The 20507-nt window shown below is 62.1% G+C and carries 18 protein-coding genes; 11 read left to right on the forward strand and 7 right to left on the reverse strand.

Features of this window, described 5'->3' with window-relative positions; genetic code table 11:
* Position 1 precedes the first annotated feature (1 nt).
* Genes KHO30_RS02195 through KHO30_RS02205 form a run of 3 tightly spaced genes read left to right on the forward strand, consistent with a single transcriptional unit; the run spans position 2 to position 3654 of the window.
* The gene (locus KHO30_RS02195; protein WP_093634286.1) at positions 2 to 967 is read left to right on the forward strand and encodes a VOC family protein; all 966 of its coding nucleotides are present in this window, start codon (positions 2 to 4) and stop codon (positions 965 to 967) included.
* Complete coding sequence (locus tag KHO30_RS02200) at positions 960 to 2225, forward strand: NAD(P)/FAD-dependent oxidoreductase (protein ID WP_211699882.1); 1266 nt, start codon at positions 960 to 962, stop codon at positions 2223 to 2225. Before KHO30_RS02195 ends, KHO30_RS02200 begins: the two co-directional genes overlap by 8 nt.
* Positions 2226 to 2250: 25 nt before the next feature.
* On the forward strand, positions 2251 to 3654 hold the full coding sequence (locus tag KHO30_RS02205) for an MFS transporter (RefSeq protein ID WP_211699883.1): 1404 nt from the start codon (positions 2251 to 2253) through the stop codon (positions 3652 to 3654).
* A 117-nt stretch (positions 3655 to 3771) separates the two neighbouring features.
* Here KHO30_RS02205 and KHO30_RS02210 read toward each other — a convergent pair whose 3' ends face one another.
* The 4 genes from KHO30_RS02210 to KHO30_RS02225 form a co-directional block, all read right to left on the reverse strand.
* On the reverse strand, positions 3772 to 5436 hold the full coding sequence (locus tag KHO30_RS02210) for a J domain-containing protein (protein ID WP_211699884.1): 1665 nt from the start codon (positions 5434 to 5436) through the stop codon (positions 3772 to 3774).
* Positions 5437 to 5442: 6 nt separating this feature from the next.
* Positions 5443 to 7152 (reverse strand): molecular chaperone HscC, encoded by a 1710-nt coding sequence (locus KHO30_RS02215; protein WP_211699885.1) that lies wholly within the window; start codon positions 7150 to 7152, stop codon positions 5443 to 5445.
* A gap of 293 nt (positions 7153 to 7445) precedes the next feature.
* The gene (locus tag KHO30_RS02220) at positions 7446 to 7907 is read right to left on the reverse strand and encodes a GNAT family N-acetyltransferase (RefSeq protein WP_054034106.1); all 462 of its coding nucleotides are present in this window, start codon (positions 7905 to 7907) and stop codon (positions 7446 to 7448) included.
* A 50-nt stretch (positions 7908 to 7957) separates the two neighbouring features.
* The gene (locus KHO30_RS02225; RefSeq protein ID WP_211699886.1) at positions 7958 to 8233 is read right to left on the reverse strand and encodes a hypothetical protein; all 276 of its coding nucleotides are present in this window, start codon (positions 8231 to 8233) and stop codon (positions 7958 to 7960) included.
* A gap of 108 nt (positions 8234 to 8341) precedes the next feature.
* Between KHO30_RS02225 and pdxR the strand changes: the two genes are divergently transcribed.
* Entirely contained in the window at positions 8342 to 9814 is a 1473-nt protein-coding gene (pdxR, locus tag KHO30_RS02230; RefSeq protein WP_211699887.1) for a MocR-like pyridoxine biosynthesis transcription factor PdxR, read from the forward strand.
* A 38-nt stretch (positions 9815 to 9852) separates the two neighbouring features.
* On the opposite strand, the gene KHO30_RS02235 is transcribed toward pdxR, so the two are convergent.
* The 3 genes from KHO30_RS02235 to KHO30_RS02245 form a co-directional block, all read right to left on the reverse strand.
* On the reverse strand, positions 9853 to 10956 hold the full coding sequence (locus tag KHO30_RS02235; protein WP_211699888.1) for an NAD(P)/FAD-dependent oxidoreductase: 1104 nt from the start codon (positions 10954 to 10956) through the stop codon (positions 9853 to 9855).
* Positions 10957 to 11135: 179 nt separating this feature from the next.
* Positions 11136 to 11339, reverse strand: a complete 204-nt coding sequence (locus tag KHO30_RS02240) for a DUF3562 domain-containing protein (protein WP_093634278.1) — start codon at positions 11337 to 11339, stop codon at positions 11136 to 11138.
* Between the two features lie 182 nt (positions 11340 to 11521).
* Positions 11522 to 12586 carry a DMT family transporter gene (locus tag KHO30_RS02245; protein WP_200651493.1) on the reverse strand — a complete coding sequence of 355 codons (1065 nt, stop codon included), beginning with the start codon at positions 12584 to 12586 and terminating at the stop codon, positions 11522 to 11524.
* Between the two features lie 163 nt (positions 12587 to 12749).
* Here KHO30_RS02245 and KHO30_RS02250 point away from each other — a divergent pair, with 163 nt between their 5' ends.
* The 7 genes from KHO30_RS02250 to KHO30_RS02280 all read left to right on the forward strand — a co-directional run bounded on the left by KHO30_RS02250 (position 12750) and on the right by KHO30_RS02280 (position 20186).
* On the forward strand, positions 12750 to 13526 hold the full coding sequence (locus KHO30_RS02250; protein WP_211699889.1) for a DUF1295 domain-containing protein: 777 nt from the start codon (positions 12750 to 12752) through the stop codon (positions 13524 to 13526).
* A gap of 53 nt (positions 13527 to 13579) precedes the next feature.
* Positions 13580 to 14683, forward strand: coding sequence for an SAM-dependent methyltransferase (locus KHO30_RS02255; protein WP_211699890.1), 1104 nt, complete (start codon positions 13580 to 13582; stop codon positions 14681 to 14683).
* A 25-nt stretch (positions 14684 to 14708) separates the two neighbouring features.
* Complete coding sequence (locus KHO30_RS02260) at positions 14709 to 15308, forward strand: uracil-DNA glycosylase family protein (protein WP_093634274.1); 600 nt, start codon at positions 14709 to 14711, stop codon at positions 15306 to 15308.
* A gap of 179 nt (positions 15309 to 15487) precedes the next feature.
* Positions 15488 to 16087, forward strand: coding sequence for a cytochrome b (locus KHO30_RS02265; protein WP_093634273.1), 600 nt, complete (start codon positions 15488 to 15490; stop codon positions 16085 to 16087).
* 54 nt (positions 16088 to 16141) lie between these two features.
* On the forward strand, positions 16142 to 17593 hold the full coding sequence (locus KHO30_RS02270) for a glycosyltransferase family 2 protein (protein ID WP_211699891.1): 1452 nt from the start codon (positions 16142 to 16144) through the stop codon (positions 17591 to 17593).
* 189 nt (positions 17594 to 17782) lie between these two features.
* On the forward strand, positions 17783 to 19021 hold the full coding sequence (locus KHO30_RS02275) for an aromatic ring-hydroxylating oxygenase subunit alpha (protein WP_200651495.1): 1239 nt from the start codon (positions 17783 to 17785) through the stop codon (positions 19019 to 19021).
* A 175-nt stretch (positions 19022 to 19196) separates the two neighbouring features.
* Positions 19197 to 20186, forward strand: coding sequence for an alpha/beta hydrolase (locus KHO30_RS02280; RefSeq protein WP_244863912.1), 990 nt, complete (start codon positions 19197 to 19199; stop codon positions 20184 to 20186).
* Positions 20187 to 20507: the final 321 nt, after the last annotated feature.

A 20507-nucleotide genomic window follows, 5' to 3' on the forward strand; every position in this document is an offset into this window, starting at 1 on the left:
TATGACGATTCTCGGCATTGAACAGATTATTTACGGCGTGACGGATCTCGCCACCTGTCGCCGCTTTTTCGCGGACTGGGGTTTGAAAGAAGTCGCGCATGACGAAACGCACGCACGTTTTGAAACACTGAACGGCTGCACGATTCTCGTCGTCGATGCAACCGACCCGTCGCTGCCGCCCGCATTCGAAGAAGGTCCGACGCTGCGTGAAGTGACGTGGGGTGTGGCAACGAAAGCGGAACTCGACGAACTGCGCGGCCGCTTTGCCGGTCAGCCGGGCCACTTCGAAACGGAAGATGCTGTGGGTTGTATCGATCCGAACGGTATGGCGATTCGCGTTGAAGTGACTCGCAAGCGTGCGCTCGACATTCACGGTTCGCCGTCGAACGTGTGGGGCCAGACGCTGCGCGTCGATCAACCGTCGCCGATTTACGAACGTGCCGAACCGGTTGAAGTGGGCCACGTGGTGTTCTTTACGAACCAACTCGCGGCACAAGAGAAGTTCTACCAGGAACTGCTCGGCTTCGAAATGTCGGACCGTTATCCGGGCCGCGGCGCGTTCATGCGCTGCGCACCGCACGGTGGCCATCACGACATTTTCCTGCTGGCGTTACCGGGTGGTAAGCGCGGTCTGAATCACGTCGCGTTCACCGTGCGCGATATCCACGAAGTGTTTGGCGGCGGCATGCATATCAGCCGCTGTGGTTGGGATACGCAACTCGGTCCGGGACGTCATCCGGTGTCGTCGGCGTACTTCTGGTATTTCCAGAATCCGGCCGGTGGCCTGATCGAGTACTACGCCGACGAAGACCAGCTCACGCCCGAATGGCAACCGCGCGATTTCGAACCGGGTCCGACCGTGTTCGCCGAATGGGCGATCGACGGCGGCATCGACGGCAATACACGTCGCCAGAAAAACGCGAAGGCGCCGGAAGGCAAGTTCATGACGGAGCGGAAAAATGACTGACGCTGCTGCTGAAAAGGCTCAAGCTGCACACGCCGGACTCGAAGCGCCGCGCACGATCGTCGTGATCGGCGGCGGTCAGGCGGCGGGTTGGGTTGTGAAGACGTTGCGCAAGGAAGGTTTCGATGGCCGCCTGGTGATGATCGCCGATGAGATCCATTTGCCGTACGAGCGCCCGCCGCTGTCGAAGGCCGTGCTCTCCGGTGAAGCCGATATCGAAACCGTGCGCCTCGTGAAGCCTGACGATTTCGACGCGCTGAATGTCGAAGCATGGCAACCGGATTGCGCGACGTCGATCGATCGTGAACAGCGCATCGTGCGCACGCAGTCGGGCCGTGAAGTGCAATACGACCGCCTCGTGATTGCAACCGGCGGCGCAGCGCGTCGTTTGCCGGACGCGCTGGTGAAGACCTCGCACATTACCTATTTGCGTACGCTCGATGAAGCGGTCGTTCTCGGCGAACGTCTGCGCGCAAGCAAGCGCGTGCTGGTGGTTGGCGGCGGGTGGATCGGTCTCGAAGTCGCAGCTACTGCGCGCAAGCTCGGTGTGGACGCGACGGTAGTGGAGGGCGCGCCACGTCTGTGCGCCCGCTCGCTGCCGCCGATGGTGTCGGATTTCCTGTTGCAACTGCATCGTGCGAACGGCGTGGATGTGCGGTTGAATGCATCGCTCGTGTCGATTGCTGATCATCCGAACGACGCCAACCGTATCCGCGCAACGTTCGCTAACGGTTCCTCATTGGACGCCGACTTCGCCGTCGCCGGCATCGGCCTCACGCCGCATACGGCACTGGCGGAAGCGGCGGGCATCAAGGTGGAAGACGGCATTGTCGTCGATCATTTCGGCGCGACCGATGACCCGCGCATCTTCGCTTGCGGTGACGTGGCGAACCATCCGAGTGCCTGGTTGAAGCGCCGCGTGCGGTTGGAATCGTGGGCCAACGCGCAAAACCAGGCGATCTCGACGGCAAAAGCCTTACTCGGCAATTTCGAACCGTACGCGGACATTCCGTGGTTCTGGTCCGATCAATACGACGTCAATCTGCAAATCCTCGGCGACATTCCGGGCGATGCGCAGCTCGCTGTACGCGGCGATTTGCCTGGCAAACGCGCCACGCTCTTTCATCTGGAAGACAGCGCGATTCGCGGTGTCATCGCCATCAACACGCCGCGCGAACTGAAACTGTCGCGCAAATGGATGAACCAGGGCCGGACTATCGACCTTGCCACCCTGACCGACGCCTCAACGGCGCTTGTCTAACCACACCTACGGACGGCACCACGGCATGAGAACCATCGACAACACCATGGGGGACCGCAGCAGCGCCGGTGTCTCAGGCCCCGTGACCCGGGGCTCGATCATCGCGCGTCTCGAGCGCTTGCCGAAGAATGCGATGCAGGTGCGCGCGCGCATACTGATCGGTCTCGCGACGTTCTTCGACGGTTTCGACGTGATCGCAATTGCGGCCACGCTGCCAATCCTGATTGCGAAGTGGCATCTGACGCCGTGGGAAATTGGCTTCCTGATCGGCTCCGGCTCGGTCGGCCAGCTAATCGGCGCGTTCGTGTTCCCGTGGTACGCGGAACGCAAAGGCCGTGTGAAGGCGATTGCGTTGAGCTCGGGGATCATCGGCATTACGAGTATTGCGTGCGGCTTTGCGCCGACCTTCGCGGCGTTTGTCGTGTTGCGTGTGATTCAGGGGCTCGGGCTGGGTGGCGAATTGCCGGTGGCCGCGACCTATATCAACGAGATCAGCCGCGCGCATGGCCGTGGACGTTTCGTGCTCTTGTATGAAATCGTTTTTCCGGTCGGCTTGCTCGCATCCAATGCGTTGGGTGCGTGGATCGTGCCGCGTTTCGGTTGGCAGGCGATGTACTTCATCGGCGGTATGCCGTTGATCCTGTTCTTCGTGCTGCGCAAACTGGTGCCGGAATCGCCGCGTTGGCTGGCCGAATGCGAACGGATGGCCGATGCCGATACCGCAGTGCATGCTTTCGAACGCGCCGTGAAAGGTCCGCTTCCGCCGGTTGCCAATGCGGCCGAGTTTGACGCGATGGCCAATCGCCATCCGAAGCGCCGTATGAGCGATCTGTTCGGACCGGCGTATCTGAAGCGCACGATGGCTGTCGCGATGCTGTGGATTACGTGCGGCTTCATTCAGTACGGTTTGTCGACCTGGCTGCCGACGATCTATCGCACGGTTTATCACGCGCCGCTGCAACTGGCGTTGAATCTGGCGGTGGCGGCTTCGGTGCTGGGCGTGGTGGGTTCGCTGACCTGTGCGTTGCTGGTCGATAAGGTTGGGCGTAAGCCGATCATCAACCTGTCGTTCGTGGCGTGCGCGCTGTCGTTGCTGTTGGCGGGGGTGTTCCACAATTCGTCGGTGTATGTGGTGGCGACGTGTTGCGCCTTCTCGCTCGGGTTCCTTGCTTGCGGCTTTATCACGGCTTATGTGTACACGCCGGAGCTGTATCCGACGAGTATCCGTGCGATGGGCTGCGGTGTGGGCGGCGCATGGCTGAAGGTAGCAGCGATTTTCGCGCCGGCCATCGTGTCGAAGACGATGATCGGCGGCAATCTGGAAGTGGCGTTTTATATTCTCGCGGCTGTGCCGTTCATTGCGGCAATCGCGGTGCACTTTCTCGGGATCGAGACCAAGGGGAAGGTGCTGGAGCAGCTCGAGGCGTGATGCTTTTAGCGTGTGATGGGTTTGGTGGGCGGTTGATGTAGTACCGCAATGGCAGGAGGGCGAAGGGCGCACTGGGTGGTGTGCCCTTTGTTTTTGGATCGCCCTTTGGACGTGACTTTAAAGCGCCGTCCGGTGCGATAGACGTCGTTGTTTCAGCTCCTCAATAATCCAGACACTCATCAATCCCGCGCTCACGCAAGCGATGATGTCCGGTTTGGAGACTGCAAGCGCCAACCAGACGAGGTGTACGTAGCCGCGGAAAAAGGGCGGCACGGCCCCGCGCAAATCGCTCCAACGCGTCGTCGCCAACACGCCACCCGCCGCCGCCATCACCGTAAAAAGCGCCCACGCGAATTGCGCCGAACGCTCGTCCCGTTGCAACAGCAAAACGATCAACGTGGCGAAGCCCGCAAACCACATCGTCGCTACAAACCACGCAAGGCGCGGTCGACCTGCGAGCCAGCCGCGAAACTCCTGTTGCGCAAAAGAGAAAAAGAAAGCGAACAGCACGCCGTGCGCGAACGGCATCTGCCACGCGCGAGAATCAGTGGAGAGCCAATGGCCGGCGAAACCGAATCCGATCGCGCCCACGGCGGCGAGTACCGCGAGTTGTTTGATGCGCGGCCATCCATAGATCAGCGCGGCCCACATCGTGCAGATCCCAAGTGTGTCCATTGCGATCGACGTCAAGCGCCCGCTACCTGCGTCGCACAACGCGGCGGCGGTCGCGCCAAGCCACACCGGAATCCATCCGTAGCGCAGCCAGCCAATCGAGCGCAGCGTCCGCAGCCGCTGTTGCTGCGGTTCGGACAGCAGCACAGTCGTCGCGGCGCTGGTGACCAGCGTCACCATCAGCGTGGCCAGAAGCACAGCCAGCTGAACGGGCGTCCATTGATCGAACCACCGATTGCTATTCAGGTTCATCGACGCGTTGGCGAACAGCAAGCCGCACCAGGCGCTCAGCGCAAGTGCCGGCCCGAACAGGCGTCCTGCACCAATCCGAAACGACAGGCAGCGGGTCCAGAATTCGACCTTCTCGCTGTCGAGCCGCAGGCGCACGACATTCGGATGATAACGACCGAGCGCGGTCAACAATTGTTCCATCTCGGTTCGCACGCCAGCGCGCAGCAGTGCGTGTGCGCCGGCCGCCAATGGAGGTTGAGGCCCTTCGAGCAGCGCCATTGCATTTGTGAAGCGCAGGCGCAACGCGTTGTAGTCCTCGTCAGCGAATACACGGTCTAGCGCGAGGGTCGCGATGGCCGCGTTGCGCCGCCGCAGATGCGCGGCGTTGTCCCGCCATCCCAGGACCGCACTCAGGTTCATACGCAGCGTGGCCGGCGCATCCTCGTTCAGACAATGAACCAGCGCTTGCCATTCGAGTTCGTCGCGCATCTGAATATTGACGACGGCTGCGAATAGATCTTGCAGCGAACGACGCGACTCGAGCTGATCTCGTTGCAAGACGAAGTGCTGCCACAACTGCACGGCGCTTTCGAAGGCGTCGTGTTCGGGAAGGTGGTGAGCCTCAGGTGGCGGGCTGGGTACCGACACAGGTACCGGTACCGAAGCCGACACCGCGGCTATGGTCCCCGCAGCACCGCCGCTCGCCATCTGCAAAGCCGACTCATACGCGTACCGAAGCCGCTGAAACGCCTCAGCGTCCTCATCCGGGCGTTGCTGTTTCAAAAGACGCGCATAGGCGCGGCGCACGGTACGCTCGTCGGCGTTCGCCGCAACGCCGAGCACGTCCCACGGCCAGTGGTGAGCAGAAGTCGTATCCATAGCCGGTCAGTACGTCACATGCACATCGAAGCGATCCAGCAACGCACTCAATTCGCTGCGCACATGGGCGATTTCCTCGGCGTTCTGCCGCTCGAGCAGCGACTGAAAGCGCGCGATATGCGCAGCCAGATATTGCCGATGCTCCCCCAGCGTTTCCTCATAGACACGATCAGCGCGCGTGAGCAGCGTGCGATTTTCCAACTGTTCGCGCGGATGGATCTTCAACGCAGCCAAGGCCGCGAGCCGTTCGCTGATTTCTTCCGGCGTCAGCACACCTGGGTTTTCTTCGATCACCATCGCGCGCTTCACGCCGCCGGGAAACGCAGTAGCTTCCACTTCCAGCACGCCGTTGACGTCGTAGGTGAAGCGTACATCCGCCCCGGCCTGGCCGGCCGGCTTGACCGGCACTTCAAGCGTGAATTCGCCGAGCGCCACGTTGTCGACGGTCAAACGCGCTTCGCCCTGGAACACCTTGATGCTCAACATGCGCTGACGGTCGCTGACCGTCAAGATGCGCTGCATGCGGCTCACCGGCACGATCGTATTGCGCTCGATGATCGGCAAGTAGTGCCCGGGCACATATTGATTGGCACTGACCTGCATCGCAGTATCGATGCCGAGGCTATACGGCGCGACATCGGTCAGCACCATTTCGTCGAGACCTGCGTCCCGCGTGACAAGCCCCGCTTGCACAGCAGCGCCAAGCGCCACGACTTCATCCGGGTTCAGATTCGCGGCGGGCAATCGGCCGAACATCTTCGAGACCAGCTTGCGCACCATCGGCATACGCGAGGCGCCGCCGACGAGGATGATTTCGTCGAGCGCATCGACGGCGATCTTCGAATCGCGCAACGCTCGCTCGACCGGTTTGCGCAGACGTTGCAGCAGATGCTCGCAAGTCCGTTCCGCGGCAGCCGCATCGAGTTCGAGGCTATGCTCGTTATCGCCGACCGTGAGCTTGAGCGTGACGCTATCGGCGCCGCTCTGCGTGAGCAGACGCTTCGCACGTTCGGCCTGCTGATGCAGACGTTGTGCAGCAATCGGCGTAAGCGATTTGCCTTGAAGGCGATTGCGCCGGCAGAACAGATCGACGAGCGCTTCCGTGAAATCTTCGCCGCCCAGAAAATTGTCGCCCGTGCTGGCGCGCACTTCCATCACGCCTTCGAAGAAGTCGAGCACGGAGACGTCGAACGTGCCGCCGCCCAGATCGAAGATCAGGAACTTGCGTTCGCTGTCGCGCTGATGCACGCCGTACGCGAGCGAGGCCGCGGTCGGTTCGTTGACGAGGCGCAGCACATTGAGGCCGGCCAGTTCGCCGGCGATGCGCGTGGCTTTGCGTTGCGCGTCGCTGAAATAGGCGGGCACGGCGATCACGGCGTCGTTTACCGCTTCGCCGAGGAATGCCTCGGCATCGGCTTTCAGCGATTTGAGCACCAGCGAAGACAGTTCTTCAGGACGCAGTGTCTGTGCGCCGAGCGACACGTTGCGATTCGTGCCCATGTAGCGCTTGAAGTTGGCGGCGGTGCGTTCGGGATGTGTGTGCAACCGGTCATGGGCGGGGCGGCCGACGAGGATCGAGCCGTCGTCATCGATCGAGACGCACGACGGCGTCAGCACATCGCCCAGTGCGTTCGGGATGAGCGCAGCCTCGTTATTGCGCCAGACGGCCGCAAGACTATGCGTGGTTCCAAGATCGATGCCGATGATCGAAGGCATGTACAGTTTCCGATTCGTTTTGCGCCCCTTCGTGAGGAGATCGCCCAAGGTCGCGTGGGAGCCAGATGGCGCTCCGTCCAATGGCGATAACGGCAGGTTGCCTGCAAACTTGAGCGGCGCGGGGAACGAATGCGGTGAGCGTCGGTACGTGCAATGCGCTACGCATGCCGGCTGGATGGGCCGCCGGCCATGCGAATGCGATGTCTGGTCGCGCAAGAATGGCGACGCGAGAATGGGATGCGAAGCGGGGACGCAAAGCCCGCCAGGCGGGCCTGCTGCGCTGTTTCACAACGTCACAATGCCTTGCGGTACACCACGAAACCGGAGTGATCCGCGACCTTGTCGTACAGCTTCATTGCCGTGTGATTCGTCTCATGCGTTTGCCAGTAGACCCGTTGCAAACCGTCGGCCTTGGCGCGTGCATACACTGCTTCGATCAATGCACGGCCGACACCTTTGCCGCGCTCCGCTTCAAGCGTGTAGAGATCTTGCAGATAGCAGGTCGGTGCAACCATGGTCGTGTGACGGTGGTACAGGAAGTGCACGAGGCCAAGCAACTGGCCGTTGCGTTCGGCGACCATTGCGTGCATTGGCTCGTAAGCGTCGAAGAAACGCCCCCACGTGACTTGCGTGATTTCGCGCGGCAATGCCGTTTCACCCGAGCGGCCGTAGAACGCGTTGTAGGCGTCCCACAGCGGCAGCCATGCGTCGAAGTCGGCGGGCGTGACGGGGCGGATTTGAATCGCGTCGGACATGGGTGTGGCTCCTTGTGTTGTGATGGTTGAGGGCGAGTGCGTCGTCGCTGCTAAGGCTGAGTCGAACAAGCATAGACGGCCGCGCTGAATGCCTGCTCGCGCTCTTCTGCGGCAGTAGGCGTTGCGGACGGTGCTGAAGCTGCGCCGGTTGCGCTACCGCGCTGCTCCAGATTTTCATTCACGCAGGCATCCAACCTTGCGCGTGCCGTTGCCGCCGGCTCGAGCAGCCCGTAGGCATAAGCCGCGCACGCCAGCGCCACGCACCACTTCACCGCGGCGCCATAGCGCAGGTGTGCGGTGACGGCGTGACGTGCATGCGTGTTCATGGCAACGGCCTCTCTCGAGAGTATTCAGCGACTCCAGAACCGTCAGCATAAGAAATTTGTGGCACCATTGTTAGCTCCACAACGCGACCACAATTTGGAGCCACGGAATTGGACTACGGCCTGTTGATGTCGAACGTCGAGCGCGCAATGGGTGGGCGCAAGCTTACGCAGCAGGACTTGCTCTACGAGAGTCTGCGTCGCGCGATTCTCGATGGCGATATCCGTCACGGCAGCCGTCTTCTTGCCACGCGAGCGCTTGCCGAACAGTTGGGCATTGCGCGCAACTCTGTCCTCTACGCATACGAGCGGCTCACCGACGAGGGCTTCATCACGGCGAGCCGGCATGGTTCCATCGTCAGCATGGTGAGCGGTTCAGGCGCCTCGATCTCCGCAGCAAGCGGCAGTGTGCAGACGCCTGAAAACCACCTGTCACGCCGTGTCGCCGATCTGCCGCGCGAGCGCACGAATCCCGACGACCCCACGCCGTTTCGTCCCGGCGTGCCCGCACTCGATGAATTTCCGCTTGCGCAATGGCGTGCCTCGATGGAGCGCGCATGGCGCACGGTCGAACCGCGGGAACTCGGTTACGGCAACAATGCTGGGCACCCCGCATTGCGCCGCTCGATTGCGGAATACGTGCGCGTGTCGCGTGGTGTGCGATGTTCGGCGGAGCAGGTGTTTATCACCTCGGGCACGCAGGCGAGTCTCGATCTATGCGCCTGCATGCTGGCGGACCCCGGCGACAGTGTCTGGGTTGAGGATCCCGGCTATCACGGCGCAAAGGCTGCATTCCAGGCCGCTGGTTTGCAACTGGTGCCGATTCCCGTCGACGCCGCCGGCATGGCGCCGACGCCCGATCACTGGGAACAGACACCGCCACGCCTGATGTACATCACGCCGTCGCATCAATATCCGCTCGGCAGCGTGCTGAGCCTCGAGCGGCGCTGGTCGATCATCGAGAACGCAGTGGCGCGCGGCGCCTGGATCATCGAAGACGACTACGACAGCGAACTGCGCCATAGCGGTCCGCCGTTGCCGTCGATCCAGGGCCTCGCGGCCGACACGCCGGTGATTTACCTCGGCACCTTCAGCAAGACGATGTTTCCGGCGCTGCGGATGGGCTTCATGGTCGTGCCGGCGCACCTTGTCGCTGACATCGACGAGGCGCTCAGCGAGATCGCACGACAAGGGCGCGTGGCTGAGCAGATCGCGTTGGCGGATTTCATCGATAGTGGGAAATATGCGCGGCATCTGCGACGTATGCGGCGGTTGTACCAGCAGCGCCGCTCCGCATTGGTGAACGCGATCGAGCGGCATATGGGCGACCTGGTGACGGTGTCATCCGACGGCGGCGGCATGCATCTGACGATGCGACTCGATGTGCAGCTGCGCGATCAGGACGTAAGCGCAGTGACACGCGAGCACGGTTTGCATATCGCTGCGCTCAGTGCGTTTTGTCAGCCGCCTGCTAAAGACGCCGCGCGCTACAACGGCTTCATGCTCGGCTACGCGGGTGTCAAACCGCACGAAGCCGACGCATTGGTGGCGCAACTCGCCGCCGTGGTGCGTGGGCTACGCTAGATCGCGAACGAACATCGTATTGTTGTGACGAAAGAGAACTAGACCGCTTCCGCCCTGAGCCAACGCGCGAGCCCGGCGTCGTCATCGGTATCCAGCGCCTGTGCGACCCGGCGCCCGACTGCCGCGCCGAACTTATAACCGTGGCCCGAGCATGCCGATACCACCAGTGTGTTGCCGATGCGCTTCGAAAAAAAGCGTTCATCCGCAGTGAACGTGTAAGCGCAGGTTTTCACTTCGGTAACCGTATATTCGTCGATGCGGCTGAACGGCGGTGAAAACAAGCGACGCAGACTGTCGCCTTCTCCGGGTGCCGCGACGCGATTGGCGTCAGGGTCAGGTGCACGTGATTTGTGCACACTGGCGCCGAACTTCAGGCCGACATCGTCGATTGGCGGCAGCACGTAACCGCTGCTGGCGCCGCCAATATCGACGATAGCGGGCGCATTCGACCATGCGTCCGCCAGATCCGCGGGGGGCTCCAGATAGGCGACCACGTTGCGATACGTCATCAGGTTTTCGGCGAGCGAGGGGGACAGTTGCAGCGTCCACGCGCCGGCTGTGACCACGAGGCGGTCGGCGCGAATGATCGTGTCGTCTTCGATCCGCACGGAGGCCGCATGCGCATCGACTGCGAGCACCTTGGTATGGGTGCGAATATCGGCGCCGCGCATCTTGAGCCACGCTTTCATGTCGCGTGCGATGCGTTCGCTAAATAGTGCGCCGCCATCCTGATCGAGGTAGGCGTAGCGAAACGTGGCGGGGTCGAGAAACGGATAACGCTCGGCCGCTTCGCGCGGGTCGAGCTGTTCGTACTCGAATTTCATGCGGTCGAGACCGGTGCGAAATTGTTCCGCGCCATCACCTGCGTGTTGCGAAATGCCGAGCACGCCGCAGTTCGCATAGTGGGATACGCCGAGATCATTCCACAGCAGATCCCAACTATCGAATGCCTCGGCGATGGTGCGTGCGTAGCCGTCAGCATCGCCATACGCTCGACGGATCATGCGACTCCGGTCGCCCGAGGCGGCGAGTGGGTTCGGAATCGAGCCCTGCTCGATCAGAGTGATGTCGTGTCCCAGCTTCGCAAGCGACCACGCTGTGCTCAAGCCGGCAATGCCCGCGCCTACGATTGTCACCCGCATGCCATCTTCCCCCGAGTCGATGTATCCGGGTCAGAGTCTAGCAGTGGGAAAAATAAACAGGTACGCGTTCTGGCAACGCGAAAAATAATTCGGTATGTGTTTTAGCGAATCGCCGCGCGAGCCAACAGGGGCGATCCAGCGTACTACCAGGCAGGGGGTGGTCTCCGCGCGCCGCCGTGTCAGTGTTTCTGTTTCGACGGATGGCGCAGCTTGTCGCGTACTTTCTTCGCGGCGAACAGCGGTACGTAATCGAATACACGCGCTTCGTGCCGGTAGTCAGCCAGGGTGTCTGCGTACATCTTCGAAACCGTTTCCGTCGGGGTATCGGTTTCCTCTGCGATGCTTCTCACCACTTCGTCGACATTTGGCTCGGGTTGGGACATGGAACTCTCCGGGGCAAGCGGGATGGACCGGCGGGTCGCCGGGAACGGGCGCACGACAGGAGTTCATTAGAGGATGCGTTTGGCCACGATGCCAATTGAATTGGTCTATCGAATGACTCGCTCCACAGAGATTTTTGTCTTGCACTGCAGCAAGCGCCCGCGCCATGCGGGGATGCGGAAAATCAATGTGTATGCCGATGATGAATATCTGGGAAATGCGCGTGCGCATGCGTGATCGGCGCGTGGGAATGCGGATGCGTGTGCGGCTCGTGGCCGTCCCACGCGAAATCATGTTCGTGCTGGTGATGCGCGTCGTGCCGGTGACGATGCGTGTGATCCAGCGGGGTATGCGTGTGCGGATGCTCGTGACGTTCGCGGATGTGCAGCCAGACACCCAGCGTCATCAAGGCAGCGGCCACCCAGAATAACGGCGGCGGCATCTCCGGCCACAGCAGCCACGATAAGGTCACACCAAATAGTGGTGCGACCGAAAAATAGGCGCCCGTACGCGCGGTGCCGAGATTGCGCAGCGCGACGACGAACAGCACGAGACTCACGCCGTAGCCCGCGAAACCCGTCAGCATGGCGAGCGCGACGGTCGTGGCCTTGGGCCACGCTGCACCAAAAGTGAGCGCGAGCGTGACGTTGACTGATCCGGCCACGAGCCCCTTTACGCAGGCGATGAACATGGCGTCGTGAGTCGACACCTTGCGCGTGAGATTGTTGTCGACTGCCCAGCACGCGCACGCGCCGACCAGCAGCAGGGTGCCGGGCGGCAGGCCGGCCGCGCCGGGCTGCCACGACAATGCCACGCCGCCCGCAACGATCGCGGCCATGCCCAGGAACACCTGAATGTCGACGTTCTCGCGAAACACGATCCACGCGATCAGCGCGGTGAATACGCCCTCGAGATTCAATAGCAGCGAGCCGGTGGCGGCTGGCGTCGTTTTCAGACCCAGCATTAGCAGCGCCGGCCCCGCGACACCGCCTGCCACGATTGCGCCGGCGAGCCACGGCACTTCGCGCACCGGGAAGCGGTGGTGACTGACCGGCTGCCCCTCCGCTTGACCTTTCAGGCGGCGCGCCAGAATCACGGCGGCAAGGCCCGTGCCGCTGCCGAGGTAGAACAGTCCGGCCAGCAGAAACGGCGACAGCGAGCCGAGCAGCGCCTTGGCGAGCGGCGTGGTCGCGCCGAACAAGGCGGCGGCGAGCAGAGCGGTGAAAGCGGCGTTGAAGCGGGTCGGCATGGGCGGGAGATTCGGATGGAGCAGGCGTTGCCGACACGATACCGCTATCGGGCCGTGGACGCCTAACTCCGCCGAACAGGCGATCGGGCTGGAAATCCCGCTCGCGCGCATCCGATCGCGCCCTCACTGCGTATAACCCGCATCGCCATCGAAAGAGGCCCCCATGCCGCCACTTGCCGCCGCCGTGATCGCCCTGATTGGGCTCATCGCGATCTTCAGCGCTGTCTGGGCGTGGCAGTTGAAGACCGGGAACGCCGGCATGGTCGACCCGGTCTGGGCCTATTCGCTCGGGCTGGTCGCGGTGCTCTACGCCGTGCTCGGCAACGGCGATCCGGTATCGCGTGCACTGACCGCGCTGGGTGGCCTGGTTTGGGGTGTGCGGCTCGGCACGCATCTGTGGAAGCGCAATTTTGGCAAACCGGAAGACGCGCGCTATCGCCGCTTCCGTGAAGAATGGGGCGACAAGGCGGCCAGCAAGATGTTCTGGTTTTTTCAGGTGCAAGTCGTGATTTCGATGCTGCTGTCGATCGCATTTCTGGTGCCGTCGTACCGGAGCAGCGCACCGGCCATCGGCTGGATTGTGCTGGCTGTGGCGGTGTGGATAGTTTCGGTAGTCGGCGAAGGCATCGCGGACCGTCAACTCAAGCGCTTCACGCAGGATCCGGCCAATCACACCGCCGTGTGCCGCGTTGGCTTGTGGCGCTATTCACGGCATCCGAATTACTTCTTTGAATGCGTGCATTGGCTTGCTTACATCGCGCTGTCGATCGGCACGCCTTGGGGTTGGTTCACGGTGTTGCCGCCGGTGCTGATGGTGTTTCTGCTGCTGAAGCTCTCCGGCATTCCGTTGCTCGAAGAAAGCATGGCGAAAAGGCGCGCCGGTTACGCCGATTACATGCGCACCACCAGTGCGCTCATTCCGTGGCCGCCACGGGATTGAGACGAGCCGGCTACGACACAAAAGTCCAGACAAGACGATAGGGAGTCAGCCTCATGAGCCTTTCCACCACCGACCATACAATGCCGCCTTCGTCGCCCGCCGAGCCGAGCGACGGCTGGCTGATCCAGAGCTGCGAACGCGGCTGGCTGCCCGACAGCGTGATCCGTTTCGGCATGCGTCAGCTGATGCGCCAGCGTTTGCGCGACGAAGCGATCGACAACGGCGAGGTGCGCGCACAACGGCTCAACCGTCTGCTGGACGACTTGCGTTCAAGCCCGATTGCCATCGAAACGCAGGCCGCCAACACGCAGCATTACGAGGTGCCGGCGTCGTTCTTCCACGCGCATCTCGGACCGCATCTCAAGTATTCGTGCTGTCTGTACCCAACCGGCAACGAGACGCTCGCGCAAGCCGAAGCCGCGATGCTAGAGCGCTACGCCGATCGCGCGGAACTGGCCGACGGTCAGCGGATTCTCGATCTCGGTTGCGGATGGGGCTCGTTGTCGTTGTGGCTGGCGGCGCATTATCCAAACGCGCAGATCGTCGCGCTGTCGAATTCGCATGGGCAACGCGTGTTCATCGAAGCGCGCGCGGCGGAGTTCGGTTTGCACAACCTCTCGGTGGTCACGGGCAATGTCGTCGATTTCGAATTCGACGAAGCGCAGCTTGGCGGCGGCTTCGATCGCGTGGTGTCGATCGAGATGTTCGAGCACATGAAGAACTACGGGCTGCTGCTCGCCAAGATTTCACGCTGGATGCGCGACGACGCGAAGCTGTTCGTGCATATCTTCGTGCATCGCACGCTTGCGTATCACTTTCAGGTGCAGGACGGCAACGACTGGATGTCGAAGTACTTTTTCACTGGCGGCACGATGCCCTCCGAAGCGCTCCTGCTGAACTTCCAGGACGATCTGCGGATGGAGCGGCAGTGGTGGGTGAGCGGCGCGCACTACGAGCGCACGGCGAATCACTGGCTCGCCGCGCTCGACGCAGCGCGTGACCGCGTGATGCCGATGCTGGTCCATACATATGGCGCGCGCGATGCGGCTGTATGGTTTCAGCGCTGGCGCATGTTCTATATGGCCGTGGCCGAGTTGTTCGGCTACGCCAACGGGAATGAGTGGGGCGTGGGACACTATCGGTTTGTAAAACGCTAAACCGAATCCTGATCCGCGCCTCGGTATGACCGCAAGGAAACCCATTTCACTAAACACGTTGTTGCACGACATTCGCGCCTGTACCGTATGCGCGCCAGTGCTGCCGCATGCGCCGCGTCCGGTCGTCGTGGCGTCGGCTGATTCGCGCATTCTGATCATCGGCCAGGCGCCCGGTGCGCGCGTGCATGCTTCGGGCATTCCATGGAGCGACGCCAGTGGCGCACGTTTGCGCCACTGGCTCGAAGTCTCCGACGAGACCTTTTACGACGCCTCGAAATTTGCCATCGTGCCGATGGGCTTCTGCTTTCCGGGCAGAGGCACGAGTGGCGATTTGCCGCCGCGGCCCGAATGCGCCGCGCTTTGGCATCAGGCCTTGCTCGCCCAGTTGCGCGAGGTGCGGCTCACGGTGTTGATTGGCCAATACGCGCAGCGTTTTGGCCTCGGCGACGCATTCGGGCCGACGCTGACCGATACGCTGCTGCGCTGGCGCGATTACGGCCCGCACGTAATACCGCTCCCGCACCCCTCACCGCGCAATATCGCGTGGTTCAAGCGCAATCCCTGGTTCGAAGCAGACGTATTGCCGACTTTGCGGGCGCGGGTTGGTGCGGCGCTCGAGGAATGACTCGCCTCGCGCCGTCGAAATACGTCGAAACAATCGGAAACACACAATTAAGCGATTGACGGAATAAAACGGCAAACTGATGCGTTTGCTTCATACCGGCGGCGAGATCAGGCCTGCTGCGGCACGGCCGAATTTTCAAACAGCTTTCGCTAGAAAACCATTTGCAGACGGAACGACCGATGAATACTCACGCCGACTCCTTGACCGATTCAACCGGCACGCCGCTGGCGTCGCGCTATACCCGCACGGCGATAACGCTGCACTGGCTGATTGCGCTGCTGATGATCGGCAATGTGGTACTCGGCCTGACCGCGGAATCATGGCCCGACGACTGGGTACGTCCGGTGGTCGACACGCATAAGTCGATCGGCATCACCGTGCTCGGTCTCGCGCTGATGCGCATCTTGTGGCGCGTGACGCATAAGCCGCCGCCGTTGCCGCGTGAGTTTCCGTCGTGGGAAAAAATCGCCGCACACGTTGCCCATTTCTTGCTGTACCTGCTGATGATTGCGCTGCCGCTTTCCGGCTGGCTGCACGATTCCGCGTGGAAAGACGCTGCCACGCATCCGATGCACCTTTTCAACCTGTTTCCCTGGCCGCGCATCGGCTATGTGATGAATCTCGATCCGGTGCTCAAGGAGACACTGCACGACCGCTTCGGCGCCTTGCATACGTGGCTCGGCTACGCGCTGTATGCGTTGCTGGCAATGCATATCGGCGGCGCGCTGAAGCATCAATGGATTGATCGCAAGTCGGTTCTGAAACGCATGGTGCCGTAAGCATCGACGCTGCTTTCTATCTAATAACCACCAACGACGAACTCGGCAGTCATTTTGAAGAAAACTCTGGAACAGGCGCTCGCCCTCGCATCGCCGCGCATACTGCCGCGTCCCACTACGCTGCTCAGCACGCTGATTCATTTCAGCGTCGTCGTGCTGTGGTTGTTGCTGTTCGCCCGCGCATTCTTTCTGCAAGGTGTGGTGGCGTGGTCGACCGGCATTGCGTACGTCGTGTACGACACCTTGCTGCTCGCGTTCGTCACCTGGAAAACGCTGCCGCTGATGCGGCCCACGCCGCCGCTCGAGCCGGACTTCGATGCGCGCAACTTGCCGGACATGGGTGTGATCGTCGCGTCGCATAACGAGGCAACGGTACTGCCGGTGACGCTCGCCGCGCTACTGCGTCAGACACATGGCCCGGCGCAAATTGTGATCGCCGACGACGGCTCCACCGATGCCACCCACGCGCTGCTCACCGAACGCTTTGGCCTCACTGCCGCCGCTGACGGCGTGCTGAGCGCGCCGAGTTCGCTGTACCCGAATCTGTACTGGCTGCGCGTGCCGCACGGCGGCAAGGCGCGCGCGCTGAACGCCGCCATCATGGTCATGACCACCGAGACCGTGATGACCGTCGACGCCGACACGCTGCTCGACGACGACGCCACCTACGCGATGCGCGCCGCCTTCGCGAGCGAGCCGAAGCTGGTCGCGGCGGCCGGCATTCTGGTGCCGGTGTGCGGCAAATCGGTGTCGGGCCGCGTGTTCCAGTGGTTCCAGACCTACGAGTACATGCGCAACTTCATCGCCCGTTTTGCGTGGATGCGCGCCGACAGTCTGCTGCTGATTTCCGGCGCCTTCGCGTCGTTCAGGCGTGACGCGCTGGTCGACGTGGGCGGTTTCGATCCGCAGTGCCTGGTCGAAGACTACGAACTGATTCATCGGCTGCGCCGCTATTCGGTCGATCATGATCTCGGCTGGGACGTGCGTGTGGTCGGCGATGCCCATGCGCACACCGACGCGCCGGACAACCTCGGCAGTTTCCTGCGGCAGCGCCGCCGCTGGTTTGCGGGTTTCCTGCAAACGCAATACTGGAACCGCGACATGACCGGCAACCCGCGCTACGGCACGATGGGCATGCTGATGCTGCCGGTCAAGGCCATCGATACGATGCAGCCGATCTACGGGTTGACCGCCTTCGCGTTGCTGCTTGGCTTTCTGTTCGGCGGGCATGGCGCGATCGTCGTGTCGATTTTCAGCGTGATCGGCCTCAAGACGGCGATCGATCTCGCGTTTTATCTCTGGTGTATCCATCTGTATCGCCGCTGGACTGGCCATCGCACCGGCTCCAGTTTGTGGATGGCGGTGCTGGCGGCGATCGCCGAGCCGTTCACATTCCAGCTCGTGCGACACGTCGGCGCTCTGCTCGGCTGGCTGCATTTCCTGCGCGGCGGACGCTCGTGGGGCGTGCAACGCCGCTCCGGGCTCGTGACGCGCGACGAAAGCTAGCCGCCGATCATCTGACCAAAGGCATATGGAGAGGAAGAATGGCTCGCCCACCCAACGGGCGGCGAGCCGGACACGGCACGCAGGTGGGGGAACCATGCCGCTTCGGGTTCGAGTAGACTGTACGGCGATGTCGGCCCGCGAATTGCAGGGCGACCACCTTCTATCCGCTCGTGCACGGAGGCTCCACCTATGCATGCTGTTCCCCCGCTCGAACAAGACACCGTCGATGCGCCGGTCGATGCGTCTCCTGCTCATGCAGCCGCGCAAACCAACGCCTCAACAGGCGCGAAACCCCACGCGCCGGATCAGGCCGCCAACGACGCCCCAGTGCGCGATCTGCGGCGCGTAGGTATTCACCCTGATTACTGGTATCCGCTCGCGTGGTCGCATGAGGTGAAGCGGGGCAAGACGCATGGTGTGACGTTCGCGGGTGAGCCGATCGTGCTGGCGCGTACGGAGTCCGGCAAGGTGTTCGCGCTTGAAGACCGCTGCGCGCATCGCCAGGTACCGTTGCATCAGGGCGTGGTGGACGGCGAGTCGATCCGCTGCGGGTATCACGGCTGGACCTACGATTGTTCGGGCACCTGCATCGACGTGCCGTATTTGGGCCGCGACCGGCTGCCCAATGGCGTGCGTTCCTATCCGTGCCGCGAAGTCGAAGGCCTGATTTTCGTGTTTCCCGGCAATGCCGAGTTGGCCGAAGAACGGCCGCTGCCCGCGTTCAGCTCCGTATCCGACAAGAAGTACAAGACGCGCCGTTTCGGCCGTCCGGTGAATTGCCACTATTCGTTCATGCACGAGAATCTGATGGATATGAACCATCAGTTCCTGCATCGCCGCCAGATGGGTCAGATGCGTGCACGTTCGCTGGGCCGGCGGCGCGGCGAGGGCTGGGTCGAAGTCGATTACACGTTTGCGCGCATGGCCGGCCAGCAGCCGATCGGCGAAGCGATCGTGTTTGGCCAGAGCCGCAAGACCGGCGGCGACAACGACAAGGACGTGATGACGATCCGCACCGAGTATCCGTATCAGACGCTGCAGATCCGCACGTCCGATCAGACGCTGGTGATGGATTTGTGGATCGTCTACGTGCCGCTCGATCGTGAGCAGCGTACGAACCGCACCTTTGGCCTGCTATCGATTCGCAAACCGGGCATCCCCGGCGTGCTGAATCTCGCGTGGCCGCTGCTCGTGTGGTTCACCGAACGCATTTTCAAGGAAGACCGCGAGATCGTCGAAGCGGAACAACGTGCGCACGATTCGCAGGGTGCGGACTGGAATCACGAGGTGTTTCCGGTCATCAACGAACTACGCGCCTTGTTGCGCGAAAGCGGCGCGCCGGATCAGGTGGTGGGCGCCGGCACGGGTGGCGCTGCGGTGATCCGCTTCTGGGATTCGCGTCACGGCAATCCATTGTCGAATACCTGATATTCGAGTTTTTTGGGGCCGCGCAGGACCGTACAATCGTCGGCGACGATGAGTGACGGGCCGGCGGCACCGGCTACAACAATACGCATAAGGCGCACAGCGCCCATAAAGCAGTAGCGGGCTCATCGATCGGGAAAGCCAAAAATCATAATGAATCTCTTCAGGGGTCCATTCGATGAGTACCGAACTGCATGCAGTGATGCCGGTCGTCGTGTTCTGTGTGGGTCTCGCCATCATGGCGCTGGCGCTTGTGAAGGGTGGCCCCAAACAGCCGCCGCCGCTTGCGTCGATCAATGAGCCTTTCAAGTCGGTCGATACTTCCGATTTACCTCCCGTTGAACGCTATGCCGCCCGTGACAACGCGGCGCTTGCGTATCGGCGCTATGCGAGCCGGATAACGCGGGTGCGAGGCAGCGCGGTGCTGATTCACGGCTCGTCGGCGAGTGGTGTGAGCCTGCATACCCTGGCGAAGGCACTCGCTGCGGTCGGCTACGACGTCTACGTGCCCGACATTCGCGGGCATGGCGAATCGGGCAAGAAAGGCGCGATCGCTTATATCGGCCAGCTCGAGGACGATCTCAGCGACTTTCTCGACGTGGTTCAGCCGGCCGGCCCGCGCACACTGGTTGGTTTCTCGGCGGGCGGCGGTTTCGCGTTGCGGTTCGCGGGGGACGCGCGGCAATTGGCATTCGACCGCTACGTGTTGCTTGCGCCGTTCATTCATCAGAAAGCGCCGACCACGCAGCCTTCCGCCGGCGGGTGGGTGAATGTCGGGTTGCCGCGCGTGACCGTGTTGATGATCCTCAACAAGCTGCACATCACGCTTTTCAACCATCTGCCGACGGTGGCCTATGCGTTGTCGCCTGAAGCGGCCGCCAAGCTCACGCCGCAGTACTCGTACAACCTGATGCAGAACTTTCGTCCGCATGAAGATTACCGCGCGGATATCCGGGCGACACGGCAGCCGATCGAAGTGCTGGTCGGCGCGGATGACGAGGCGTTTCACGCCGGGAAATTTGCCGAGGTCTTTGAGGAAGCGGGGCGCGTGGTGCCGGTCACGATCGTGCCGGGCGTGGCGCATATCGCATTGACGCTCGATGCTGCAGCGGTTGCCGCGATCGTGGCGGCGGTGTCTGAGCATGCTGGCGAGGTGGCGCTTTCGTAGGCCGGCTTTCCGCCCGGTGGAGAACGAATCCATCTCCACCGGGTAGGGAATTCAGCCCGATGGAGCAGCGATAATGGCATCTGACACGCCAAGGTTTGCGCCAATCGAGATGCGCTGACCTCCGACCCGTGTACCATTTCGCTTTTTCCAATCTTTAAGAACGCCTCGTGACTACGCAACACATCCCCACCGCATCCCGCAAATCCCTCACTCTGCTGCAACTGCTGGGCCTTATCGGCGCCGCCGGACTGATCGCAGCGATCGTGCTGAACCAGTTCGCCTAACCCCACCAAGAAGCTCTCGCTTCAAGCATCCGACCCT

The sequence above is a fragment of the Paraburkholderia aspalathi genome, from assembly GCF_905220735.1.
Lineage (GTDB): Bacteria > Pseudomonadota > Gammaproteobacteria > Burkholderiales > Burkholderiaceae > Paraburkholderia > Paraburkholderia aspalathi.

What these genes read in the sequence shown, in the direction of transcription:
- KHO30_RS02210 (WP_211699884.1), bottom strand. Translation starts at nt 5,436, where the DNA reads ATGGATACGACTTCTGCTCACCACTGGCCGTGGGACGTGCTCGGCGTT.
- KHO30_RS02220 (WP_054034106.1), bottom strand. Translation starts at nt 7,907, where the DNA reads ATGTCCGACGCGATTCAAATCCGCCCCGTCACGCCCGCCGACTTCGAC.
- KHO30_RS02235 (WP_211699888.1), bottom strand. Translation starts at nt 10,956, where the DNA reads ATGCGGGTGACAATCGTAGGCGCGGGCATTGCCGGCTTGAGCACAGCG.
- KHO30_RS02205 (WP_211699883.1), top strand. Translation starts at nt 2,251, where the DNA reads ATGAGAACCATCGACAACACCATGGGGGACCGCAGCAGCGCCGGTGTC.
- KHO30_RS02240 (WP_093634278.1), bottom strand. Translation starts at nt 11,339, where the DNA reads ATGTCCCAACCCGAGCCAAATGTCGACGAAGTGGTGAGAAGCATCGCA.
- KHO30_RS02255 (WP_211699890.1), top strand. Translation starts at nt 13,580, where the DNA reads ATGAGCCTTTCCACCACCGACCATACAATGCCGCCTTCGTCGCCCGCC.
- KHO30_RS02195 (WP_093634286.1), top strand. Translation starts at nt 2, where the DNA reads ATGACGATTCTCGGCATTGAACAGATTATTTACGGCGTGACGGATCTC.
- KHO30_RS02275 (WP_200651495.1), top strand. Translation starts at nt 17,783, where the DNA reads ATGCATGCTGTTCCCCCGCTCGAACAAGACACCGTCGATGCGCCGGTC.
- KHO30_RS02280 (WP_244863912.1), top strand. Translation starts at nt 19,197, where the DNA reads ATGAGTACCGAACTGCATGCAGTGATGCCGGTCGTCGTGTTCTGTGTG.
- KHO30_RS02215 (WP_211699885.1), bottom strand. Translation starts at nt 7,152, where the DNA reads ATGCCTTCGATCATCGGCATCGATCTTGGAACCACGCATAGTCTTGCG.
- KHO30_RS02200 (WP_211699882.1), top strand. Translation starts at nt 960, where the DNA reads ATGACTGACGCTGCTGCTGAAAAGGCTCAAGCTGCACACGCCGGACTC.
- KHO30_RS02250 (WP_211699889.1), top strand. Translation starts at nt 12,750, where the DNA reads ATGCCGCCACTTGCCGCCGCCGTGATCGCCCTGATTGGGCTCATCGCG.
- KHO30_RS02225 (WP_211699886.1), bottom strand. Translation starts at nt 8,233, where the DNA reads ATGAACACGCATGCACGTCACGCCGTCACCGCACACCTGCGCTATGGC.
- KHO30_RS02265 (WP_093634273.1), top strand. Translation starts at nt 15,488, where the DNA reads ATGAATACTCACGCCGACTCCTTGACCGATTCAACCGGCACGCCGCTG.
- KHO30_RS02245 (WP_200651493.1), bottom strand. Translation starts at nt 12,586, where the DNA reads ATGCCGACCCGCTTCAACGCCGCTTTCACCGCTCTGCTCGCCGCCGCC.
- KHO30_RS02260 (WP_093634274.1), top strand. Translation starts at nt 14,709, where the DNA reads ATGACCGCAAGGAAACCCATTTCACTAAACACGTTGTTGCACGACATT.